This is a genomic window from Lachnoanaerobaculum orale (genome assembly GCF_003862485.1).
Classification (GTDB): domain Bacteria; phylum Bacillota; class Clostridia; order Lachnospirales; family Lachnospiraceae; genus Lachnoanaerobaculum; species Lachnoanaerobaculum orale.
The window spans coordinates 202603-225429 of record NZ_RRCM01000002.1 but is presented as its reverse complement, the minus strand read 5'-3'; the positions used below and the strand labels follow the sequence as shown (position 1 = coordinate 225429).

The window sequence follows — 22827 nt, the reverse complement described above, 5'->3', positions numbered from 1 at the left end:
GAGGATATATGAATTCTAAGAGAAAATTACTTAACGCATCAAATGTGATAGTTGGACTTTGGCTGCTTGCCATGTTTACCATCTTCCCTTTGGTCTACAATTATTATTACTATGATATACTACAGACAAAATTCTATACTGTAGTGATACTGACCGTCCTTATGATACTTGCTCTGATAGTGATAAGCGGATTCGGCGGCGGCTTTAAAACCTTTTTTGACAAGCTGAATTCAAAGGACTTTTTTACTTGGTTTAAAGAAGAGTTTGACATATGGGATATATGTATAATGGTGTTTATGGTTATGACCGTACTGTCAACATTATTTGCAGGGCAGTTTATAAGACAGGCTGTAACGGGAGAAAACGGTAGATACTCGGGACTTTTTCTTATATCACTGTATGTCGCCATATATTTTATATTAAGCAGACTCTTCTCATTCAGTAAGGTGTATTTTACAGTATTTCTTGCGATAAGTATTCCGATATGTCTGTTCGGATATACAGATTACTTCAATATGGATATACTTCATTTTAAGGAGAATATAGATGCCGCTCAGTGGCCGATATTTACATCCACAATCGGAAATATAAATACATATACTGCAGTTTTGGCATTCTATATTGCGATATCCGGAACTTTGTTTATCACATCACCTCTTGATAACGGCAAGAATAAGGGTGAGTCTGTGGGCAAGCTTGTATTTTACTACCTGATAATGCTGATGAACTTTATTGCGCTTGCAATGGGTACATCGGATAACGGTTATCTTACATTGGCTGCATTCTTCGGTATTATGCCTTTTGTAGCTTTCAGAAGTATGGAAGGTGTAAGGAGATTTGTACTTACGATATTTACCTACCTGCTGGGAATAAGAATAATAAAGCTTATCAATACAGTATATTCAGATAAGGTGCTTGGAATCTCAGGTCTTTATGATTTTATCAGCGATTTCAAATATCTGGATTTGGTGATAGTATTGCTTCTTATAGCGGTGATTGCAATGTACTTTGCAGCTTATAAGAATAAGAAAAATGCTAAAGATAATGAAGCACTTTTAAAGACACTCAGATATATATGGTTGGGAATACTGGTTGTAGTATTTTTAGGGCTTATATTCTTAGGTGTAAAGATAAATTCAAATGTAGCCGAGGCTACTGCCAAATACGGTTCACTTGCAAACTACTTTATATTCAATGATTCATGGGGTACATTCAGAGGTTATATTTGGAGAGCCGCTATCGAGGAATATATGAAGTTTCCGCTTTTACATAAGATTGTAGGAAGCGGTCCGGATACATTCGGTATATATATAAGTCTTCTTAGGAATGAAGAGATGCAGTCGGTTACAGGACAGATTTTTGATGCGACTCACAATGAGTATATACAGTTTTTATTTACACTGGGACCTATAGCCACTGTTGCATATATATTGGGACTTATAATACCAAGTGTGAAGGCGCTTAGAACCAAGATGACAGATTTGAGAGATCCTTCTTCATTGCCGTATCTGTATGCATCTGCAATAGCGGTTATCTGCTATGCCACTCAGGCTGTTGTAAACCTGAATTTACCTGTAGTGACACCGCTTTTGTGGATATTTTTCGGATTGACGGTGGCATTACTTAGAGATAAAGGAGATATAATAAATGGATAAGATAATACTTACAGGAGACCGCCCTACAGGCAAGCTGCATGTGGGACATTATATAGGTTCTCTGAAAAGAAGAGTTGAACTCCAAAATTCGGGAGAGTTCAAAAAGATTTTTATAATGGTGGCGGATGCACAGGCACTTACCGACAATATGGAGAACCCTGAGAAGGTAAGACAGAATATTATAGAGGTGGTACTTGACTATCTGGCTTGCGGACTTGACCCTGAAAAGTCAACCATCTTTATACAGTCAATGGTACCTGAGCTTACAGAGCTGAGCTTTTACTATATGAATCTTGTTACGGTTTCAAGACTTCAAAGAAACCCTACAGTTAAGGCCGAGATCGGACTTAGAAACTTTGAAAACAGTATACCGGTAGGGTTCTTTACATATCCTATATCACAGGCATCGGATATAACGGCTTTTAAGGCGACTACAGTGCCTGTAGGTGAAGATCAGCTGCCTATGATTGAGCAGACCAGAGAGATAGTAAGAAAGTTCAATTCGGTATACGGTGAAACTTTGGTTGAGCCTGAAGCGCTTATTCCGAGTGAGGAAGCGGCGAAGAGACTTCCGGGTACTGACGGCAAGGCAAAGATGAGTAAGTCACTTGGCAACTGTATCTATCTGTCCGACGACGAGAAAACTGTAGCTGCGGCTATAAAGACCATGTATACAGATCCGCTTCATATTAAGGTAAGCGATCCGGGACATCTTGAAGGCAATACCGTATTTACATATCTTGAAGCTTTCTCAAAGCCTGAGGATTTTGAAAAGTTTTTACCGGAGTATAAGTCACTTGATGAGCTAAAAGAGCATTATACAAGAGGCGGTCTTGGAGATATGAAGGTAAAGAAGTTTTTAGCAAATGTCATGGAAGATACTTTGGCACCTATCAGAGCAAAGAGAGCCGAGTTTGAGAAGGATATTCCGGCTATCTATGAGATGTTAAAGAAAAATTGTGAAATAGCAAGAAACGAAGCTGCAAATACACTTGCAGAGGTTAAGGCGGCTATGAGAATAAACTACTTTGACGATGTGGAGCTTATAAGGTCACAGGCTGAGAGATTCTCAAAGTAATATTAAAATATATAGGTTTTTATTTCAGGATTCAGGTTCTTAATAAAGGCCTATATTTTTTGGGAATTTTTAAATTCCTCTTGACAGTTGAGCATATATTCAACTATAATAGTGACATAACAGTTGAGTATATATTCAACTAAAGGAGGTAAAGGAGTATAAAGTTTGGATAGAGAAGAAGCGGTAGGTAAGGCAAAAACCGATATGCTTGACTCTGAGATAATTGAATCACTTTCAAAGCTGTTTAAGGTATTTGGAGATCCCACAAGGATAAAGATACTTTGGTCATTGAATGCACACGAACTTTGTGTACTGGATATTTGTGAAGTATTGGGTATGACAAAGTCGGCGGTATCACATCAGCTTAGTACATTAAAAGAAGCCAAGTTGGTAAGAGCCAGAAGAGAAGGTAAAGAAGTATACTATGCGTTGGATGATGAACATGTAAAAGAGATATTTGAAACAGGTATCATACATGTAACTCATATATGTAAAGAACATCAAAAAGGAGAAAGAAAATGAAAAGAGTTTATAAGTTGGAAGGTTTAGATTGTGCAGACTGTGCGGCAAAGCTTGAGAGAAAGCTTGCTGCTATTGAGGGTATTACAAGTGCAAATATCAACTTCATGACATTAAAGTGCACATTGGAAGCCGAGGCTGAGAAGATGAATGAAATCATTGAGAAGGCTATGGAGATAATAAAGGTTGAACAACCTGATGTAGAAGTAAAGAGAGCATAAAGCTTAATCATATAGAAGGGTATTATGAACGATAAGCAAAAGAAGATGTTAAGGAAAATAATTGTGGCTGCGGTGTTCTATATCATTGCAATCATAATTTCAAAGCTTGGCTTTCAATATTCACATTGGGTCAGCTTTGCAGTATTTATAGTCGCATATATAATAGTAGGAAAAGATGTTTTATTGAAGGCGTTTTCCAATATAAAAAGAGGAAAGGTCTTTGATGAAAACTTCCTTATGACTATTGCCACTGTAGGTGCCATAATAATAGGTGAGTACCCTGAGGCGGTAGGAGTTATGCTGTTTTATATGGTGGGTGAGTTTTTACAGTCACTTGCAGTCAACAAATCCAGAAAGTCAATATCAGATATGATGGACATCAGACCGGACTATGCCAATCTTATAAAAGAAGACGGCAGCGTGGAAACCGTGGATCCGTATGATGTGGAGATTGGGGCTAAGATACAGATAAAGGCCGGAGAGATAATTCCGCTTGACGGTATCGTGGTATCGGGAAGAGCCATGCTTGATACCTCAGCACTTACAGGTGAGTCGGTTCCGAGAAGTGTGAATGTAGGAGACCATGTATACAGCGGAAGTATAAATAAGGACGGACTGCTAAGTCTTGAGGTTACAAAGGAGTTTAGCGAGTCTACCGCAAGTAAGATACTTGATCTTGTGGAGAATGCGGCGGCAAAGAAGTCAAAGACTGAGAACTTCATATCAAAGTTTGCCGGTGTATATACTCCGATAGTGGTTTTTGCGGCATTGGCACTTGCGATTATTCCGCCTTTTATATTCCCGGATACAGGGTTTACCACTTGGATTTACAGAGCCTTGACATTTTTGGTTGTTTCCTGTCCATGTGCCTTTGTTATAGCAATACCGCTCAGCTTCTTCAGCGGAATCGGTGCGTCATCAAAGATAGGTGTACTGATAAAGGGAAGCAATTATCTTGAACTTTTATCAGGTGCAAAGACCTTTGTGTTTGACAAGACAGGTACTCTTACGGCAGGAGTGTTTGAGGTGGTAAAGATTTATCCGAACAATGTATCGGATGCGGAATTACTTGAAAATGCGGCATTTGCTGAGGAATATTCATCACATCCTATAGCGGTTTCAATCAAAAAAGCTTATGAGGAGCTTAAAGAAGATGGCTCAGACGGCAATCTCTCAGAAAGACTTAGTGATTTAACCGAGGTTGCAGGTCAGGGTATCAGTATAAAACTTGACGGTGAAACGGTGCTTGTAGGTAACGACAAGCTTATGACATCAAACAATATCGAGTTTGAAAAATGTGACGACTTCGGAACTATAGTATATGTAGCAAGGAACAATGTGTTCCTCGGAACCATAGTAATCAACGACAGGATAAAAGAGAGCGCCAAGGAAAGTCTTGCCGCACTTAAAAATATCGGTATACAAAAAAATGTTATGCTTACCGGAGATACAAAAGAAGTTGCAGATATCGTAGCAAGAGAAGTGGGGCTTGACTATGCATATGCACAGCTTTTGCCACAGGATAAGGTGGACAAGCTTGAAGAGATACTTGCAGAAAAGAACACTCTTGCCTATGTGGGCGACGGCATCAATGACGCTCCGGTACTTGCAAGAGCAGATGTAGGTATTGCCATGGGCGGTATAGGTTCGGATGCGGCTATAGAGGCTGCAGATGTGGTGATAATGGATGACAACCTCGACAATATGGTGAGAGGTATCAAGGTAGCCAAGAGAACAATGAGTATCGCAAAGCAAAATATTGCATTTGCTATAGGTGTAAAGGTGATTTTCTTATTGCTTGCAGCCATAGGTTTTGGTACTATGTGGGAAGCGGTGTTCGCAGATGTGGGCGTTACCGTACTTTGCATAATCAATGCAATGAGAAACCTACAGGTAGAAAATATATAGTTTGGAGATTATATGGAGAAAATTACAAGTTTTACAATAGACCACTTGAGGCTTTTGCCGGGTGTATATGTATCAAGAAAAGATATGGTCGGAGACAGAGTTGTTACGACATTTGATATAAGAATGACCAGACCGAACTTTGAGCCGGTTATCAATACTGCAGAGCTTCATGCAATAGAGCATCTTGGAGCCACATTCCTTAGAAACCATAAGGAGTGGGGAGGAAATATACTCTACTTCGGGCCGATGGGATGCAGGACAGGTTTTTATCTGCTCTTAAACGGAGATTACGAGTCAAAGGATATAGTGTCACTTCTTAAGGAGATGTTTACATTTATCAAAGACTTTGAGGGTGAAGTACCCGGAGCCTGTGCAAAGGACTGCGGCAATTACCTTGATATTAACCTGCCTATGGCAAAGTATGTGGCTGCAAAGTATCTTGACGAGGTACTGAAAGATATCAAAGAGGACAGATTGATATATCCTGAATAGAATTAAAAAAAGAGATAAATAATGTAAAAAGGTATGCAAACAGGCGGTTTACATACCTTTTTATTTTGCCTTATGAAAGAATATGTTAATGTTTTATATATAATCACAAAATAAAGAATGATTACTATTATTGCATTGTGATTATTATGAAATTTTATGATTTAAACTAAAAGTAATAGAATTATATAAAGATACAAAGTATAATAATGAATTGTTAAATATTTTTCGCCTACTATATTTAATAATGTGATACTGCCCATATGCTATAGGGTAGATCATAAAATCTATTATGAAAGGAGAACAACTATAAACAGAACAAGAAATTATATAATGAGAATACTGTCATTCTTATTGGCAATTGTGTTTACCTTTACCTCGGTGCCTATCGACGCACATGCTACAGGTATAGGTAGTCAAGTTACAACATCAATAGGATATTCGGTAACTCAGAGCTCTTCGCTTATAGGTAAGAGAGAGTCCTATAGTATACAGACCGGTATATCGGGAACTGTGGGCAGTTATACTCTGCCGTATTCAATAATATATTTGGATAAGAATATATTTGAACAGCCGTCACAGTCGGATGTATCGCCTGCGGAATTTATACAGAGCGTAAGTATAGACAGTTCCGATGCACAGTACTATAAGATTAAGGTAACCTATAAGAATTTGACGGCAGGTCCGCCTAAGAAATTCCCGTTCAGTGCTACACTTAAGAACTTAAGGAATGCAGCAGGAGAGCAGTTTACTATTAAGACAGCTTTATTTGACAAAGACGGAGTTGAACTTACAAGCGATGATGAGAATTTTACAAAATCAGGTTATGTGGCAGGTATTGAAGCACCGGATAACGGTGTAACAAATCCGAGGATGTATCTTTTTAAAGAATTTCTGGTAGACAGTGATGTGGATTCCACACATACCAAGTTTTCACCTGATTTTCAAAGTGATATAAAGTTCACTATACAAAACGGTAAAAAGAATCTCACCAACGGTGAAGTTACAAACAGACCTACAGAAGGTGTAGACAGGAGACCTGTAAGGGTCACCATCACTTTGCCCGGCACTTCGGTATGGGATCCGTCTTTACCGAACAATGCAGGTTGGACATACAATGCAGCAGACAATACTGTTACCAAAGATTTTACAAGAACATTACCATACTTTGATACAACCATTACAATGAAGTACGGTACCAACACTACAGTGGCTACACAGTACTTTCCTGTAAAAACTATACTTGTAAATGATGACGGTACTACAGACCCTACCACTGAAAGAAACGGTAAGGTATACAGAGAGTACGAGTATGTAAAAAAATTAAAGGGAACCAAGTATCACCTGAAATATAATTATTCCGTACCGGTAGATCCTGAGTACAGACATAAATATTTGATTACAGGCGGACAGTATTGGGGACCTACAGTAGCTCAAAATACTACAACAATTATCAACACTATTATAGATGAGCCTTGGGAGAAGACCGAATTTACAGGTTACGGTATACGTGTAATGGACGGCTTCTTTGATGCCGCAAATCTTGCAAAAATCAGTCAAAATAAACTGATCGGTGTCAATGATGACGGAAGTGAAGAAGTTATACAGGCAAATGTACCTTTTGAGACTGTAAATAATATTACACAGATGAAGGCCGACACGGTGCCGATTTCTATGACACCGAAGTATTATAAGAGTATTAAACTCATATTTGATGATGAGGTGACGATATCCAAGTACGGTCAGGATGCCATCGGTCTTGTACTTGAAACAAAGCTTACAAATGCGGAGTTTACAAGACTTAAAAACAATATGGCGGCCAATCCGAATCCAAGCTCCACAAATGTGACCAATACAGGTAAAGTACAGTCATATTCAAATGGTGTTTGGACCACAATAAGCTCAAACGCTGTTTATATCATGCGTGAAGAGTATGCAAATATGCAGCTTGATAAGCTCAGTCAGACTATTAACGGAAGTACTTCATCAAGTATTACATATGCGGGAAATACAATGCAGTATGAGATGACTGTAAATTATGACAATTCATTCATATTCAGTCAGGACAGAGATGTTGTAGACGGCAAGCTTATTATGCTGGTAGATCCGGAGCTTAACTTTGAGAGTATCACAGTGGGTGCCAATGCATACTTTGATTTGGATGCAAATCCTACCGAAGTGGCAAACTACGCAGGTACAGGTAAGAAAGCTTATATATTTGACTTAAACAATTTTGCATTTAAGAAGCAACAGCAGTCAATATTTAAGAGAGACAACATAAAGGTTAATTTTAAGCCTGATTCAAGTCTTTCACCGGGAGAACATAAGGTAGAGGCGATACTTTCTTGGAGCAATAATACAGACAGGCCTACAAGCAAGGATCCGCATACCGTATATTCAAAAGACAATACAAATTATCTTGATATTTATGATTCCAACGAAAACGGAAGTACAACAGACAGACTCTCAAGAATCGAGTGGAAGTTTAACTTCGTACCTCCGCAGTCCGTAATCATAAACAAGCTTGAAAAGCTTGAGTCCGAGCCGGACAGTGCATATCGTGCAAAGATGAAAGCTGAAAAAGATGAAATAGTACAGTATCGTATTATGGCATACAACAACTCGGGAGCGGATGCATCGGACCTACACTTCATTGATGTCTTCCCGTATGTGGGAGATAAGAATGTGGTAAAGGACTATGCAGGCAACTATGTAGACCGAGGTTCAAAGTTTGCAACCATATTGCAGGGACCTGTGACGGCTCCTGCGGGATATACAATGTACTATTCCACAGATACACCTAAGGGAACACTTCCTGAGAATTTGGCAAATAACTGGGTATCGGAGTCGGCAATTACCGACTGGAGTCAGGTAACCATGTTCAAAGCCGAGATGAATCCGGGAGTGAAACTGTCAAGAGATGACAGACAGTATTTTACTTATAAAGTAAAGATGCCTGATACATCAAACCTTGATGAGAACGATACAAGTAACAACTCAATTGCCACATGGTATGGAAACAACATAGACGGTGCAAACGAGAACATCAACTCAAAGGTCGGAATCATCAAATATGAGGTATCCGGAAAAGCATACTATGATGTCAATGATGACGGAAAGTATGATACGGGAGATGTGCTTATAGCAAACAGACCTGTAAAACTTATAAAGGACGGCACTGTAATCGCAGAGACTACAACCGATGCAAACGGTGATTATGTTTTCAAAAACAAGATTACCAATGCCGGAGGTTACACTGTAGTAGCGGAAATGCTTACAAGCGATACAATGATCGCCTCAAATCCAAGTGTAGGCAGCACTATAGGACAGGACTTCGACTCCACACAGTCGGACAACTCAACTATGTTTAGCGGACAGACAAGTACTTGGGCAAAAAAAGACCTTACATTAACCAAGGTAAAACATAAGGCTGTTGAGAATCTCGGTTTGAAGAACAATGTTTCAAACTTGAAAGTGCAGCATATTAAGGAAGATGACAACAATCCACTTGTACCTGAAGTGACTACAACTGCAGGTGTGGGAACTCCTTATACTACAGCACCGATTACAACAGACCCGAACTACGAAGTTGATACAACACAACTTCCGACCAATGCGACAGGAACTTATGCGACCACAGATACCACTGTAGTCTATAAGTACAAGAGAAAGAATGCGGGAAAAGTAACGGTACACCACTATCTTGTGGGAACCACAACAGAGCTTTATACACCGGCAGGAAAGACATCACCTTCACCTGAGGAACTTGACGGAACAAATAAGCTCGGTCTTCCATATGTTACTACCGATAAAGCATCGGACCCTGCACTCAGCAATTATGAACTTGTAACACCGGGGCCTACAAACGCTACAGGAACCTTTACTACAGGAGAGCAGACGGTGAATTATTACTACAAGCGAAAGAATGCGGGAAAGGTAATAGTACATCACTATGAAGTAGGACATACGACAGAGCTTTATACACCGGCAGGAAAGACATCACCTTCACCTGAGGAGCTTGACGGAACCGAGAAGCTCGGACTTCCTTATACTACACAGAGCAGGGAAGCCGATATTCAAAACTTTGAGCTTACAACACCTGCACCTACAAACGCTACAGGAACATTTACGACCGGAGTACAGGAAGTTACATATTATTACAAGAGAAAGAATGCGGGAAAAGTAACGGTACACCACTACCTTTTGGGAACCACAACAGAGCTTTACACACCGGCAGGAAAGACTTCACCTTCACCTGAGGAACTTGACGGAACGGGTAAGCTGGGACTTCCTTATACTACTACCGATAAGACATCGGATCCTGCACTAAGCAATTATTAACTTGTAACACCTGCACCTACAAATGCTACAGGAACATTCCAAAGCGGAGAACAGACTGTAACATACTACTACAGACGAAAGAATGCGGGAAATATAACAGTCAACCACTATGAAGTGGGAACAACCACACAGCTGTATTCACCTACACCGGGAGGCACACCAAGTGCTCAAAACTTTAACGGTAATGAGAAGCTTGGATTAAGTGAAAACATTACAAACAAAGTTGCGGATATAGCCAACTACGAGTATGTGAATGTAGATGTAACCGGAGCAACGGGAGCAAGTACACCTAATACTGCAGACGGTGCTACAACTGTTACATATATTGCAGGAAATCAGGTGATAAATTACTACTACAGAAGAAAGAATGCAGGAAATGTAGTGGTAAATTATCTCGAGCAGGGAACAAATACGGTACTTGCAACTCAGGAGACACTTGACGGAACTAATAAGCTTGGAAGCGCATTTACAACAGTACAAAAGAATGTCAATGATTATGATTTTGTAACTGTAAGTCCTGCAGCAAACGGAACCTTTACAACAGGAACCCAGACAGTCAACTACTACTACAAGAGAAAGAATGCAGGAAATGTAGTGGTAAATTATCTTGAGCAGGGAACAAATACGGTACTTGCAACTCAGGAAACACTTGACGGAACAAATAAGCTTGGAACCGCGTTTACAACGGTACAAAAGAATATCAATGATTATGACTTTGTATCTGTAAGTCCTGCAGCAAACGGAACATTTACAACCGGAACTCAGACAGTCAACTACTACTACAAGAGAAAGGATGTAGGAGACGTTGTAGTAAAATATGTAGAACAGGGTACAAATACTCCTCTTGATACACCTACCACAATGAGCGGAGCAGGCAAGTCGGGACTCACATATACAACTACACCGAAAACCATAACAGACTATGAACTTGTAGTGACACCTGCAAACCATACAGGAACATATCCTGCAACAGGAACAACAACGGTAGTGTATGAGTACAGAAGAAAGAATGCAGGAAAGGTGACGGTACATCACTATTTGTTGGGAACTACAACAGAGCTTTATACACCGGCAGGAAAGACATCACCTTCACCTGAAGAACTTGACGGAACGGGTAAGCTGGGACTTCCTTATACAACAAGTGACAGAACTTCGGTACCTGAACTCAGTGATTATGAGCTTGTGACACCTGCACCGACAAACGCTACAGGAACCTTTACTACAGGAGATCAGACTGTAACATACTACTACAGACGAAAGAATGCGGGAAATATAACAGTCAACCACTATGAGGTGGGAACAACCACACAGCTGTATTCACCTACACCGGGAGGCACACCAAGTGCTCAGAACTTTAACGGTAACGAGAAGCTTGGATTAACTGAAAACATTACAAACAAAGTTGCGGATATAGCCAACTACGAGTATGTGAATGTAGATGTGACGGGAGCAGCGGGAGCAAGTACACCTAATACTGCAAACGGTGCTACAACTGTGACATATGTTGCAGGAAATCAGGTGGTAAATTATTACTACAGAAGAAAGAATGCGGCAAATATTACAGTACACCACTATGAAGTGGGAACAACAACCGAGTTGTTTACACCTACAGGATCAACTTCTCCAAGTGCTGTTGTAATAGACGGTAGCGGAAGACTCGGACAGAGCGAAAACCTTAACAACGAGGAGGCAAATATAGCCAACTACGAGTATGTAAGTGTGGACGTAAGCGGAGCAAGTTCAGCTACAACACCAAGTTCTACAGGTGCTACGACTGTTACAAACGGAAGTACACCTCAGACTGTAATCTATTATTACAGAAGAAAGAATGCGGGAAATGTAGTGGTAAATTATCTTGAGCAGGGAACAAATACTGTGCTTGATACTCAGGAGACACTTGACGGAACTAATAAGCTTGGAAGCGCGTTTACAACAGTACAAAAGAATATCAATGATTATGATTTTGTATCTGTAAGTCCTGCAGCAAACGGAACGTTTACAAGCGGAACACAGACAGTCAACTACTACTACAAGAGAAAGAATGCAGGAAATGTAGTGGTAAATTATCTTGAGCAGGGAACAAATGCGGTACTTGCAACTCAGGAGACACTTGACGGAACTAATAAGCTTGGAAGCGCGTTTACAACAGTACAAAAGAATATCAATGATTATGATTTTGTATCTGTAAGTCCTGCAGCAAACGGAACGTTTACAAGCGGAACACAGACAGTCAACTACTACTACAAGAGAAAGGATGTAGGAGATATTGTAGTAAAATATGTAGAGCAGGGTAGCAATACTCCTATTGATACACCTACCACAATGAGCGGAGCAGGCAAGTCGGGACTTACATATACAACTACACCGAAGACTATACCGGACTATGACCTTGTAGTGACACCTGCAAACCACACAGGAACCTATCCTGCGACAGGAACAACAACGGTAGTGTATGAGTACAGGAGAAAGAATGCCGGAAATGTTATAGTACATCACTATATAGACGGTACAACAACACAGTTGGTACCTGATGTAACATTGAGCGGTACCGGAAGGCTTGGAACTCCATATACAACTACAGACCACAATATTCCGAACTACACATTGGTAAGCGTACCGAGCAATGCAAACGGAACCTTTACAACCGGAAATCAGACTGTAACATACTATTACAGAAGAAATGATGCCGGAAATGTAGTAGTAAATTATCTTGAGCAAGGTACAAATGCAGTTGTAGCTAATCAAGAGAATATTGACGGAACAGGTCAGCTCGGACTTCCGTTCACAACAGTACAAAAGAATATCAATGATTTTGACTTTGTATCTGTAAGCCCTGCAGCAAACGGAACCTTTGCAAGCGGAACTCAGAGAGTTAATTACTATTACAAGAGAAAAGACGCGGCAAATGTAACAGTTAAGTATGTGGAACATGGAACAGGAACACCTCTTTCAAATGACGATGTACTTGGAGGAACAGGAAAACACGGACTTCCTTATACTACAACGGAGAAGAATATTACCGATTATGAATTGGTAGCACAGCCAAGTAACAAAAACGGTACATTCTCAAGCACACCGCAGACTGTAATCTATGAGTACAGAAGAAAACCTGCCGGAGATGTTACAAGCGTCTATGTAGATGAAGACGGAAATCAGATAGATATACCTGAGACACAAAGCGGTACAGGTAAGCTCGGACTTCCGTATACAACTACAAGAAAGACAATACCTAACTACACATTGGTAAGCGTACCGAGCAATGAAAACGGTACCTTCGTACCGGGACCGCAGACTGTAACTTATGTTTACAGAAGAAACGATGCCGGAGATGTGACGGTTTACCACAAGTCGGTATATGACAACAGCGACTTAAGTACGCCTACAGTGCTTGACGGAACAAGAAAGCTCGGATTGCCTTATACCACAACCCCTGAGACTTACTCTGACTTTGAGATAGCTACAGTGCCTTCTAACGCTACAGGAACATTTGTAAACGGAAGCCAAAGTGTAACATATCTCTATAAGAGAAAGCAGTCAGGCGGAGTAACAGTAAATTATCTTGACAGTCATGGAAACAGGATTGAGACACCGGATAATATTACGGGAACGGATAATGTAGGATTACCTTATACTACAACACCTAAGAACATTCCGGGCTACACTCTTATAACAGTGCCAAGTAACGCAAACGGAACATTCACTGTAAGCCCAATAACAGTGAACTATATCTATAAGCGTCAGGATGCCGGAAATGTTGTAATAGAGCATGTGGATGAAGACGGAAATGTACCTCTTGATACTCCTGAAGTACTTGACGGTACCGAGAGATTAGGTGATAACTATACCTCAAGTTCAAAATCATTTGACAACTATGACCTTGTAAGTGTACCAGGTAATGCCAACGGAACATTTACAAGCACAACTCAGACTGTGACATATGTATATCGCAGAAAAGATGCAGGAAACGTAATAGCCCATTATGTAAATACTGCAGGACTTCCTATAGAGAGTGATGAAGTACTTGACGGAACAAGGAAGCTCGGACTTCCGTATACAACAGGTGCAAAGACCATACCGGGATACAGCCTATATCTGGTACAGGGAAGTGAAACAGGTGTGTTCACAAGCGGAACAACAGAGGTTACATATATTTACAGAAAGGACCCAAGTGTGGTAATCACACCGGTACCGCCTGTAACACCTACACCGATAGCACCAAGCCCTATAAATCCTATAAATCCGATCAACCCTATAAACCCTGTTACACCTATAAATCCTTTGACACCGAGTCCTATTACACCGGGTAGAATAGCTACACCAAGTCAGATTATTACACCGGGAAGAGAACAGGATCTGGTAATAAGACCTAACAGACCTATAGCAACACCTTCAATAGCTACAGGATCTAACGGAAGAAAGAGCGGCGGCGGTTCTTCAGACGGAACCTTGGGTGTGAGACCGACAAAGACCGTTACCGTTCAGGATACAAATAATACAATAGAAAAGCCGCAGATTATTATTGATGAGCCTAATACTCAGGATAAGAATCCGCAGCCGGATAAGGGAAATCTGAATAGAGATATTAAGAGTTCGATATCCGCTACAAGAAGGGCTTTATCGGTTCCGAAGACACAGGATGACGATAAGACCCCTATCTACGGACTGATGATGCTTATCTCAAGCGCATTGGCCGCATTATGTATCTTCAAAAAGAAAAAATCATAATTTAATCTGAAGAATTATCAATTTATGATTTTACGGTCGGAAGAAATACTTTGAGTATGGCTTCCGGCCCTTTTTGTTTCAAATAATTTAAAGAAAATTCAAAATACAGTGTCAAATATATTGAAAAATTTATAATTTGTATTATAATCTGAGTATAGATAAAAATCCTGGGGTGAGCGATAACTTTGCCAATTTTGAACCTACATTATGATTTATGGGATTCCAAAGAGCTCTGTTTGGATGTCAGGCTGCTATAGGTAGAAGACAGATATCAGGGTGAGGTAACCCACCTAGCTCTGCTAGGCGTCAATAAGCAAAGCCGTCACTTTGGGTTTTAAAAAAGAGTAGTTTTTTACTACTCTTTTGTTTTATAGAAAAATATTACGGATGGGTTTATGGCAGAGGCGCTTACAAAAGAGGATATAAAAAAGATAGAAGCTGAGATTGAAGAGAGAAAGCTTGTGCTAAGACCGCAGCTTATAGAGGCTGTGAAGGAAGCCAGAGCACAGGGCGACTTATCTGAGAACTTTGAGTACTACGCAGCCAAGAGAGAAAAGAACAAAAATGAAAGCAGAATCAACTATTTGGAGAGAATGCTAAGGTTTTGTCATGTATATGAAGATAAGACAAATGATGACGAGGTCGGAATAGGTAAGAAAGTGGAACTTTACTTTGAAGACGACGATGAAAGTGAAAAATTCAAAATAGTCACATCTATCAGAGGTGATTCACTTGAGGGCAGACTCAGTATAGAGTCTCCTATAGGTAAGGCCATAGTAGGCAAGAAGAAAGGAGACAGGGTAAAAGTACCTGTAGGTGACGGAGGATATTTTGTAAAGATAATGTCCATTGAAATAAACAAAGAAGACGATGATATAAGGTCATTTTAGGAGGAATATGAAATTAGTAATACAAAGAGTAAACTATGCGGATGTAAAGATAGACAAAAAAGAAGTAGGAAAGATAAATAAAGGGCTTTTGGTACTTGTCGGAGTAGCCGCAGACGACGATGAAAAGGTTGTGGAAAAATACTTTAACAAATTGGTAAAGCTTAGAATATTTGAAGATGAAAACGGCAAAACCAATTTATCGTTAAGAGATGTAGGCGGAGAATTGCTTTTGGTATCACAGTTTACGCTGCTTGCAAACTGCAAAGAGGGCAACAGACCGAGCTTTATAGGTGCAGGATCGCCTGATGAAGCAAAGAGACTTTATGAATATATGGTTGATCTCGGAAAAAGTTCAGATATACATACCGAATGCGGAGTCTTCGGTGCGGATATGAAGGTATCACTTGAGAACGACGGACCTTTTACCATAGTATTGGAACTCTGATATGAAGGAGCATTATAAAATACTGCTTGTGGACGACGAGGAAGAAGTCAGAAAGAGTATCATAAAGAAGATAAACTGGGAAGAAGAAGGATTTTTGGTGGTCGGAGATGCCGAAAACGGAGTGGAGGCACTTGAAAAGATAGAAAATCTGAACCCCGACCTTGTATTTACAGATATAAGAATGCCCTATATGGACGGACTTGAGCTGATAAAAGAAATAAATATAAGATATCCGCTTATAAAGTCCATTATATTCTCAGGCTTTGACGACTTTGACTATGCCAAAGAAGCTATAAAGATGGGCGTAATAGAATATGTATTAAAGCCGGTATCCGCAGTAGAACTGACGGAGATACTTAGGAAAGTACATAAGACTCTGGATGACGAGCTGGACAAAAAAAGAGATATTGAAAAGCTTAAGAGCAGCTATCTTGCAAGTATTCCTATACTCAGAGAGCAGTTTTTGAACGGACTGATACATGGAAATATCGGAAAGAGCGAGATTGATTATGCACTTGTCGAGTATGATATAAATCTGAAAGATGTGGACAAATATATTGTGGCTACCGTTCATATAGATGATACGGACAGTGCAATAGTTAATAAGGAGCTGATTCCGATATCCGTAAAGGTCAACTTGATAGAAAACCTTGAAAACAAGTTACAGGCGGAAGTATTTTCCATGTACTCCGAGTCAAGTATAGCGGTAATAGTGGGACTGCCCGATAAGATGTCAAAAAACTATATAATGTCCGTACTCTCTGAGGCGATAAAGGATGTTATAAGAGTAATAGGAGTGAATCTGACTATAGGGCTCGGAATCAGTGTGGATGATATTACAAAGTTGCATCAGTCATATACTCTTGCAAAGGAAGCACTTGGGTACAGAGGTATTGTAGGCACGGGAGAAGTCATATATATAAAGGATATGCAACCTGTGGAGGCGTTACGACTCAGGTTTGAGGACATAGAGGCCAAGGAATATATAAATATACTTAAGTTCGGAAGTGATGAAAGCATAGTAGATTATGTGGAAAAAATTTTCTCAAAGCTTAAGGAGTCCAAGGCACATTCAAGTCAGTACCAGTCATATATGATAAATGTAATAAATGTTATTATCAGTATGGTGCAAGACTACGGACTGGAACTTTCAGTACTTACAAAGACGGCTACAGACTATATAGACCTCCTTGATAAGATAAAGGATACCGGAGGCTTCAGAGAGTGGCTGCTTGAGGCCAGTATAAATATAGCGCACAGGATAAGAGAGGACAGAGTCACAACCTCAAAGAAAGTACTTGACGAGGCAAAAAATTATATTGAAGAAAACTATGCGGATATAGAGCTTTCATTGGAAAAGCTTTGCAAGTATCTTCATGTATCTGTTGCAAGATTTTCTACAAACTTTAAAAAAGAAATGGGCATATCCTATGTGAACTTTCTTACCAATTTGAGACTGCAAAAGGCTGTGGAACTTTTAAAAACTACAGATGAAAAGACCTATATTATAGCTGAAAAAGTAGGTTATGCCGACCAGAACTATTTCAGCTATGTATTCAAGAAAAAGTACGGCGTATCACCGTCAAAGTACAGGCAGCAAGGCTGATATGAACAGGAGACTAATTATAAAAAAGTTCAGTAATAAAAACCTCAGTATCAGAAGCTCTATCTTTATATACTTTACGGTGACGGCCATTATCGCCATAGCACTTATAAGCCTTATAATGTTTCAAAGGTTCACGGACAGCCTTAATAAGACAATTATCGAGGAGAATGCAGGTATCATAGGTCAGGTAGGTGAGTCCATAGATTCATATCTGAGAAATGTTATGAAGATTTCGGATTCCATCTACTACAATGTAATCAAGAACACGGATATATCAGATGACGATATAAAAAACGGAATGAATTTGCTATATGTCAACAATGACAATATGATTGACGACATCGCTTTGATAGCCGGAGACGGCACTCTTATAGAGTCTATGCCGGCGCTTAGACTTAAAGACGGTATCAATGTGTCTGAAAGAGATTTTTTCAAAAAGAGTATGGCGGAGAGCGAATATATTTATTTTTCAATGCCGCATATCAGAAATCTGTTTGACCAAAATGAAAACAGCTACTCATGGGTGATGTCGATGTCAAGAGCCGTAGAGGTGACAAGTGAGGGTAAGGCGACACAGGCGGTGCTGCTTATAAACTTAAACTATATGTTCTTTGAGGAGCTGTTCTCCAATGTAAATCTGGGAAACGGAGGTTATATCTATCTGATAAACGATAAGGGAGATATTATCTGGCATCCGAGACAAAATGAGATATATGCAGGGCGCTTTACGGAAAACAACAAGTATGCGGCAGGTTTAAAAGACGGTATCAGTATTGAGAATATAGGCGGAAAGAAACTCACAGTCAATGTAAGGACTATAGGATATACAGGTTGGAAACTTGTCGGAGTAACGGGAAGCGCCGCAATCAATGTGGACAGTATGAAGTTTAGACTGTTTGTACTGTTTGTGGCGGATTTATTTCTATTCCTACTGGCAATGGTAAATGCCTATATTTCAAACAGAATATCAAATCCTATAAGCCGTCTTGATAACAGTGTAAGGGAGATAGAAAGCGGCAATCTTAATGTGGAGATATTGCCGAGCGGCTCATATGAGGTGCAGCATCTGGGCAATTCCATAAGGAATATGTTAAGCAGAATAAAGGTATTGATGTCCGATTTGGTGGCGGAACACAATGCCAAAAGAAAAAGCGAGTTTGATACTTTACAGTCTCAGATAAACCCGCATTTCCTTTATAACACTTTGGATATAATAGTGTGGATGATTGAGAATGAAAAGCCCGATAAGGCGGTAAGCATTGTGACCGCACTTGCAAAGTTCTTCAGAATATCACTTAGTAAGGGCAAAAATATCATCACTGTAAGAGATGAAGTGGAGCATGTCAGAAACTATCTTATGATACAGAGTATGCGTTTTAAAAACAGATTTGAATACAGTATCAAAGTGGACGAGGATGTGTCGGAGTATTCGTCACTTAAGCTTATGTTACAGCCTCTTGTAGAGAATGCAATATACCACGGTATGGAGTTTATGGACGGTGACGGTGAAATAGATGTAAGAGTGTTCAAAGAAAACGATGAGCTTTATTTTACAATAACCGATAACGGTCTTGGCATGAGTGAGGATGTGGTGGCTACACTTTTAAGTAAGGATATTGTACCAAGTAAGAGAGGTTCAGGTATAGGAGTCAAGAATGTGAATGAGAGAATAAAGTTGTACTTCGGTGCCGAATACGGACTCTTTGTAGAGTCCGAGCCTGATGAAGGAACCAAGATTACTATTCACCTGCCTGCTATAGTTTACGGAGAGAAAAATGAAGATAAATAAGATATATATTTGGACAGCATGGTTTCTCTCAATAGTTTTACTCTTTATACTGTCACAGACCGACCTTATACTTAAGGAGAGTTCGCCTAAGGTGTATCAGGTTTCACTTATTCTTGACAGTGAGAATGAGGGCGAGTACTCCAATCTGAAAAAGGGTGTGGATGATGCCGCAAAGAGATATAACATTGATATAAACCTTCTTACACTCGGCAGTGCAAGTCAAAAAGAGCTGATAGAGTCTGAAGAAGATAACGGTACAAACGGGATAATAGTGCTTGCAAAAGATGATTTGAGACTTGCCATGACTAAGGTACCTATGGTGGTAATAAAGTCAAAGGATGCGGATGTATTTGATACAAAGAAAATTGGCGGCTCAAGCGGCAATATAGTCACATCCAAAAGAACAATAAATATTGACTATGTGGATATGATTACAGGACTTTACAATAAATTTGAAAAAAGCTATGACGGTACTTCCCCGATATATGTGTTTTATAACAGTACCAAGCCTGCGGGGGTGGAACCTGAAATAGAGTTTTTAAAATCAAAGGATGCGCATACCGTATTTATAGAGGGAGATGAGAGAGAGTTTCGTACTGCTATTGAAGATTTGGTACATAGTAAAAAGAGTGCATATATATTCTCACTTGATAAACACAGCAGTGACAATCTATGTAAAATAATTGGCGGAAGCAGTGTATACAATGAGCATATAAAAGGGTTTTATTGTATCGGAGCAACCACATTGTTTGTAAATAAGCTGGATGACGGAAATATTGATGCGCTTTCCACATTGAATGAATATGATGAAGGATATTTGGCTGTAGAGATGCTGATGGCGGACCTTAAAAAGACAGGCTATACGTCAAATGTCGATATGAAAAATATATTGCTTGATAAGGAAAGTTTGAAGGATGAAGATATAGTAAAACAGCTTTTTCCTGTAGAGTAAGAATATGGGAGTAAAATGAAGAGGAAATATAATATTATTATTGCATTGGTTTTGGTTGTAAGCGTTGTGATAAGCGCTGCTTTTATGACCGGTTGCACCAAGACGCCCAAGAAAAATGTTATAAAGTTGGGGCTTTGTCTTTACAGGTTTGACGATACATTTATTTCAAATGTCAGACAGGAGATTGAAGAGTATGTAAAGGAATATGAAAAGGAACATGAAGTTAAGATAAATCTTGAAGTGGTGGATGCCAAGGACAATCAAAATACACAGAATCATCAGGTGGAGAGATTTGTTTCACTCAATTATGATGTGCTATTAATAAATGTGGTGGACAGGTTTGCGGCTTCAAATATGATTGAGACAGCTGTAGGTGCAGGCATTCCGATAGTATTCTTTAACAGAAAGCCTGTAGACGACGATTTGAACAGAGCCGATAATATCTACTATGTGGGAGCAGGCCCGAAGTCGGCAGGTATTGAGCAGGCGAAGATAATAATAGATGCCTACAATAAAAATCCGCACAGCATAGATATTGACGGAGACGGTGTGATAAACTATGTGCTTCTTGAAGGAGAGCCGAGTCACCAGGATTCACTGGTCAGAACCGAGTGGGTAATAAAGACCTTACAGGAGAACAGTATTCCGATAAATAAGTTAAACGGAGCTATAGGAAACTGGGAGAGAGCCCAAGGTTCCGCACTTATGGAGGAGTGGCTGAAGGAGTACAAAAATATCGACCTTGTTATTTCAAACAATGACGATATGGCTCTCGGCGCCATAGATGCTATAGACAGAGCGGGCAATATAACCGGAATAAAGGCTGTAGGAATAGACGGCACCAAGGAAGCTTTGGACGCCATTGCGGAAGGTAAGTTACTGGGAACTATTGAAAGTGACAAAAAGGAATATGCAAAGGCCGTAGTGGAACTTGCGATGTCAAGTATAGGAAAATCCACACTGCCTAATGAGATTAAAGCTAAATTAAACAGCAGAAACTACGATGTGGAGCAGATTCCGAGAACAAAATAATTTTTTTCTACAAAACTTACAAGTAAGTTTGTACAAAAAGCATATAATAAATATAAGAAAGAGCATTGACTTTTATGCTCTTTTTTATTATGATGAAATCCTAGAGATTAGAACACACATAAGTTTGTGTTTTTGGGGACCTTTCTTTAAATAATTCTATAGGAGTTTTATGAGGCATATTATAGCGGTGATTGATACGGATATACGCTTTGCCTTAAAGTTATCTGATTTTTTGTCCAAGGAGGACAGGATTCCGTTCAAGGCGGTCGCCTACTCATCATTCCACATGTATAAAAGCGAGACTTCTTTGATGGATGTAGTGGCATTTATCACGGATATTGACAATGTAGACGAGTGCATAGACACCGGACTTCCGGTTATCCTTTTGTCGGATGACGCGATGGTGGAATCAAAATACAGTAATTTGACAAAGCTGTTCTGTTCAATTTTTAAATTCTGTGGTGTACATACTATAGTTGATGAGTTACTGGGCTTTTTTTCAAGGAATGATTCATTCGGGCTTACTACAGTTCACAACAATACAAAAGTCTACGGCGTTTACTCACCGATAAATCGGTGCGGAAGATCAAGCCTTTCTGTGGCAATTCATTCTTATTTTTGTTCTGCAAATACAAGCTCCCTACTTATTTCATTTGATGAGTACGACTCCGTGTTTTCGGTACTCAGAAAGGAAAACAGCAAAGACTTGTCTGATATATTCTATGAATACAAGACGGGAGATCTGGACTTTGCAAAACTTGGAGAATGTATAAGTCGTGTGGAGGATCTTAATATCATTTTACCTGCCAGATACAATGAGGATCTTTTTTATCTTTCCGACAATGAGTTGACAAAATTTATGAATGATATACTTTCGGCAAATCTTTTTGAGACGATTGTACTGGATTTCGGAAGTATAGGACGCAGGTCAATGCAGATGCTTGATATGTGTGAGCAGATTTTTTGCCCCGTCATCGGAGAGAAAGACGGAGTGGAGAGAAAAAAGGTGGCTGATTTTAAAGCTCTTTTGGGCAGAAACGGGTATGCAGAAGTCATCCATAAGCTTTGTGAGATAAAGTCGCCGGGGGAGAGTATTTCAGATGATATATTCAATTTTAACAGATTGAAAAGACATGAGTTTTTCTCACAAATTTCAAGTTTGGTTGACGGAGCGTGA

15 protein-coding genes and 1 other RNA gene are annotated in these 22827 nt (G+C 39.7%); all 16 read left to right on the top strand.

The genetic code is table 11. The annotated features are described in order from the left end of the window. Positions 1–8 precede the first annotated feature (8 nt). Entirely contained in the window at positions 9–1655 is a 1647-nt protein-coding gene (locus EHW90_RS11150; protein ID WP_124952829.1) for an O-antigen ligase family protein, read from the top strand. Beyond that, a complete protein-coding gene (gene trpS / locus EHW90_RS11145) occupies positions 1648–2733 on the top strand; it encodes a tryptophan--tRNA ligase (RefSeq protein ID WP_009446148.1) in 1086 nt (361 codons plus the stop codon). Before EHW90_RS11150 ends, trpS begins: the two co-directional genes overlap by 8 nt. A gap of 165 nt (positions 2734–2898) precedes the next feature. Then, a complete protein-coding gene (locus EHW90_RS11140; protein ID WP_124952828.1) occupies positions 2899–3255 on the top strand; it encodes an ArsR/SmtB family transcription factor in 357 nt (118 codons plus the stop codon). Next, positions 3252–3473, top strand: a complete 222-nt coding sequence (locus EHW90_RS11135) for a cation transporter (protein WP_060930946.1) — start codon at positions 3252–3254, stop codon at positions 3471–3473. Before EHW90_RS11140 ends, EHW90_RS11135 begins: the two co-directional genes overlap by 4 nt. Before the next feature lie 24 nt (positions 3474–3497). Beyond that, positions 3498–5381, top strand: coding sequence for a heavy metal translocating P-type ATPase (locus tag EHW90_RS11130; protein WP_124952827.1), 1884 nt, complete (start codon positions 3498–3500; stop codon positions 5379–5381). Positions 5382–5393: 12 nt separating this feature from the next. Then, a complete protein-coding gene (locus tag EHW90_RS11125) occupies positions 5394–5873 on the top strand; it encodes an S-ribosylhomocysteine lyase (protein ID WP_124952826.1) in 480 nt (159 codons plus the stop codon). Positions 5874–6203: 330 nt separating this feature from the next. After that, a complete protein-coding gene (locus EHW90_RS11120; RefSeq protein WP_124952825.1) occupies positions 6204–10211 on the top strand; it encodes a MucBP domain-containing protein in 4008 nt (1335 codons plus the stop codon). A 114-nt stretch (positions 10212–10325) separates the two neighbouring features. Next, complete coding sequence (locus EHW90_RS11110; RefSeq protein WP_124952824.1) at positions 10326–14936, top strand: MucBP domain-containing protein; 4611 nt, start codon at positions 10326–10328, stop codon at positions 14934–14936. Between the two features lie 161 nt (positions 14937–15097). Continuing rightward, positions 15098–15274, top strand: a non-coding RNA gene (ssrS, locus tag EHW90_RS11105) — 6S RNA. Positions 15275–15331: 57 nt separating this feature from the next. Further along, on the top strand, positions 15332–15826 hold the full coding sequence (greA, locus tag EHW90_RS11100; RefSeq protein WP_124952823.1) for a transcription elongation factor GreA: 495 nt from the start codon (positions 15332–15334) through the stop codon (positions 15824–15826). Between the two features lie 7 nt (positions 15827–15833). Then, a complete protein-coding gene (gene dtd, locus EHW90_RS11095) occupies positions 15834–16271 on the top strand; it encodes a D-aminoacyl-tRNA deacylase (RefSeq protein WP_124952822.1) in 438 nt (145 codons plus the stop codon). A gap of 1 nt (position 16272) precedes the next feature. After that, positions 16273–17877 (top strand): response regulator, encoded by a 1605-nt coding sequence (locus EHW90_RS11090; protein ID WP_124952821.1) that lies wholly within the window; start codon positions 16273–16275, stop codon positions 17875–17877. Position 17878: 1 nt separating this feature from the next. Next, positions 17879–19666: a cache domain-containing sensor histidine kinase gene (locus EHW90_RS11085; protein ID WP_124952820.1), complete on the top strand. Its 1788-nt coding sequence runs from the start codon at positions 17879–17881 to the stop codon at positions 19664–19666. Continuing rightward, positions 19653–20618, top strand: coding sequence for a hypothetical protein (locus EHW90_RS11080; RefSeq protein WP_124952819.1), 966 nt, complete (start codon positions 19653–19655; stop codon positions 20616–20618). Before EHW90_RS11085 ends, EHW90_RS11080 begins: the two co-directional genes overlap by 14 nt. A gap of 15 nt (positions 20619–20633) precedes the next feature. Further along, positions 20634–21650, top strand: a complete 1017-nt coding sequence (locus EHW90_RS11075; protein WP_124952818.1) for a galactose ABC transporter substrate-binding protein — start codon at positions 20634–20636, stop codon at positions 21648–21650. A 169-nt stretch (positions 21651–21819) separates the two neighbouring features. Continuing rightward, entirely contained in the window at positions 21820–22827 is a 1008-nt protein-coding gene (locus EHW90_RS11070) for a P-loop NTPase family protein (RefSeq protein WP_124952817.1), read from the top strand.

Excerpts from the sequence above, each read along its gene's own strand:
- EHW90_RS11150 (WP_124952829.1), top strand. The coding sequence starts at position 9 with ATGAATTCTAAGAGAAAATTACTTAACGCATCAAATGTGATAGTTGGA.
- trpS (WP_009446148.1), top strand. The coding sequence starts at position 1,648 with ATGGATAAGATAATACTTACAGGAGACCGCCCTACAGGCAAGCTGCAT.
- EHW90_RS11135 (WP_060930946.1), top strand. The coding sequence starts at position 3,252 with ATGAAAAGAGTTTATAAGTTGGAAGGTTTAGATTGTGCAGACTGTGCG.
- EHW90_RS11130 (WP_124952827.1), top strand. The coding sequence starts at position 3,498 with ATGAACGATAAGCAAAAGAAGATGTTAAGGAAAATAATTGTGGCTGCG.
- EHW90_RS11125 (WP_124952826.1), top strand. The coding sequence starts at position 5,394 with ATGGAGAAAATTACAAGTTTTACAATAGACCACTTGAGGCTTTTGCCG.
- EHW90_RS11120 (WP_124952825.1), top strand. The coding sequence starts at position 6,204 with ATGAGAATACTGTCATTCTTATTGGCAATTGTGTTTACCTTTACCTCG.
- greA (WP_124952823.1), top strand. The coding sequence starts at position 15,332 with ATGGCAGAGGCGCTTACAAAAGAGGATATAAAAAAGATAGAAGCTGAG.
- dtd (WP_124952822.1), top strand. The coding sequence starts at position 15,834 with ATGAAATTAGTAATACAAAGAGTAAACTATGCGGATGTAAAGATAGAC.
- EHW90_RS11090 (WP_124952821.1), top strand. The coding sequence starts at position 16,273 with ATGAAGGAGCATTATAAAATACTGCTTGTGGACGACGAGGAAGAAGTC.
- EHW90_RS11085 (WP_124952820.1), top strand. The coding sequence starts at position 17,879 with ATGAACAGGAGACTAATTATAAAAAAGTTCAGTAATAAAAACCTCAGT.
- EHW90_RS11080 (WP_124952819.1), top strand. The coding sequence starts at position 19,653 with ATGAAGATAAATAAGATATATATTTGGACAGCATGGTTTCTCTCAATA.
- EHW90_RS11075 (WP_124952818.1), top strand. The coding sequence starts at position 20,634 with ATGAAGAGGAAATATAATATTATTATTGCATTGGTTTTGGTTGTAAGC.
- EHW90_RS11070 (WP_124952817.1), top strand. The coding sequence starts at position 21,820 with ATGAGGCATATTATAGCGGTGATTGATACGGATATACGCTTTGCCTTA.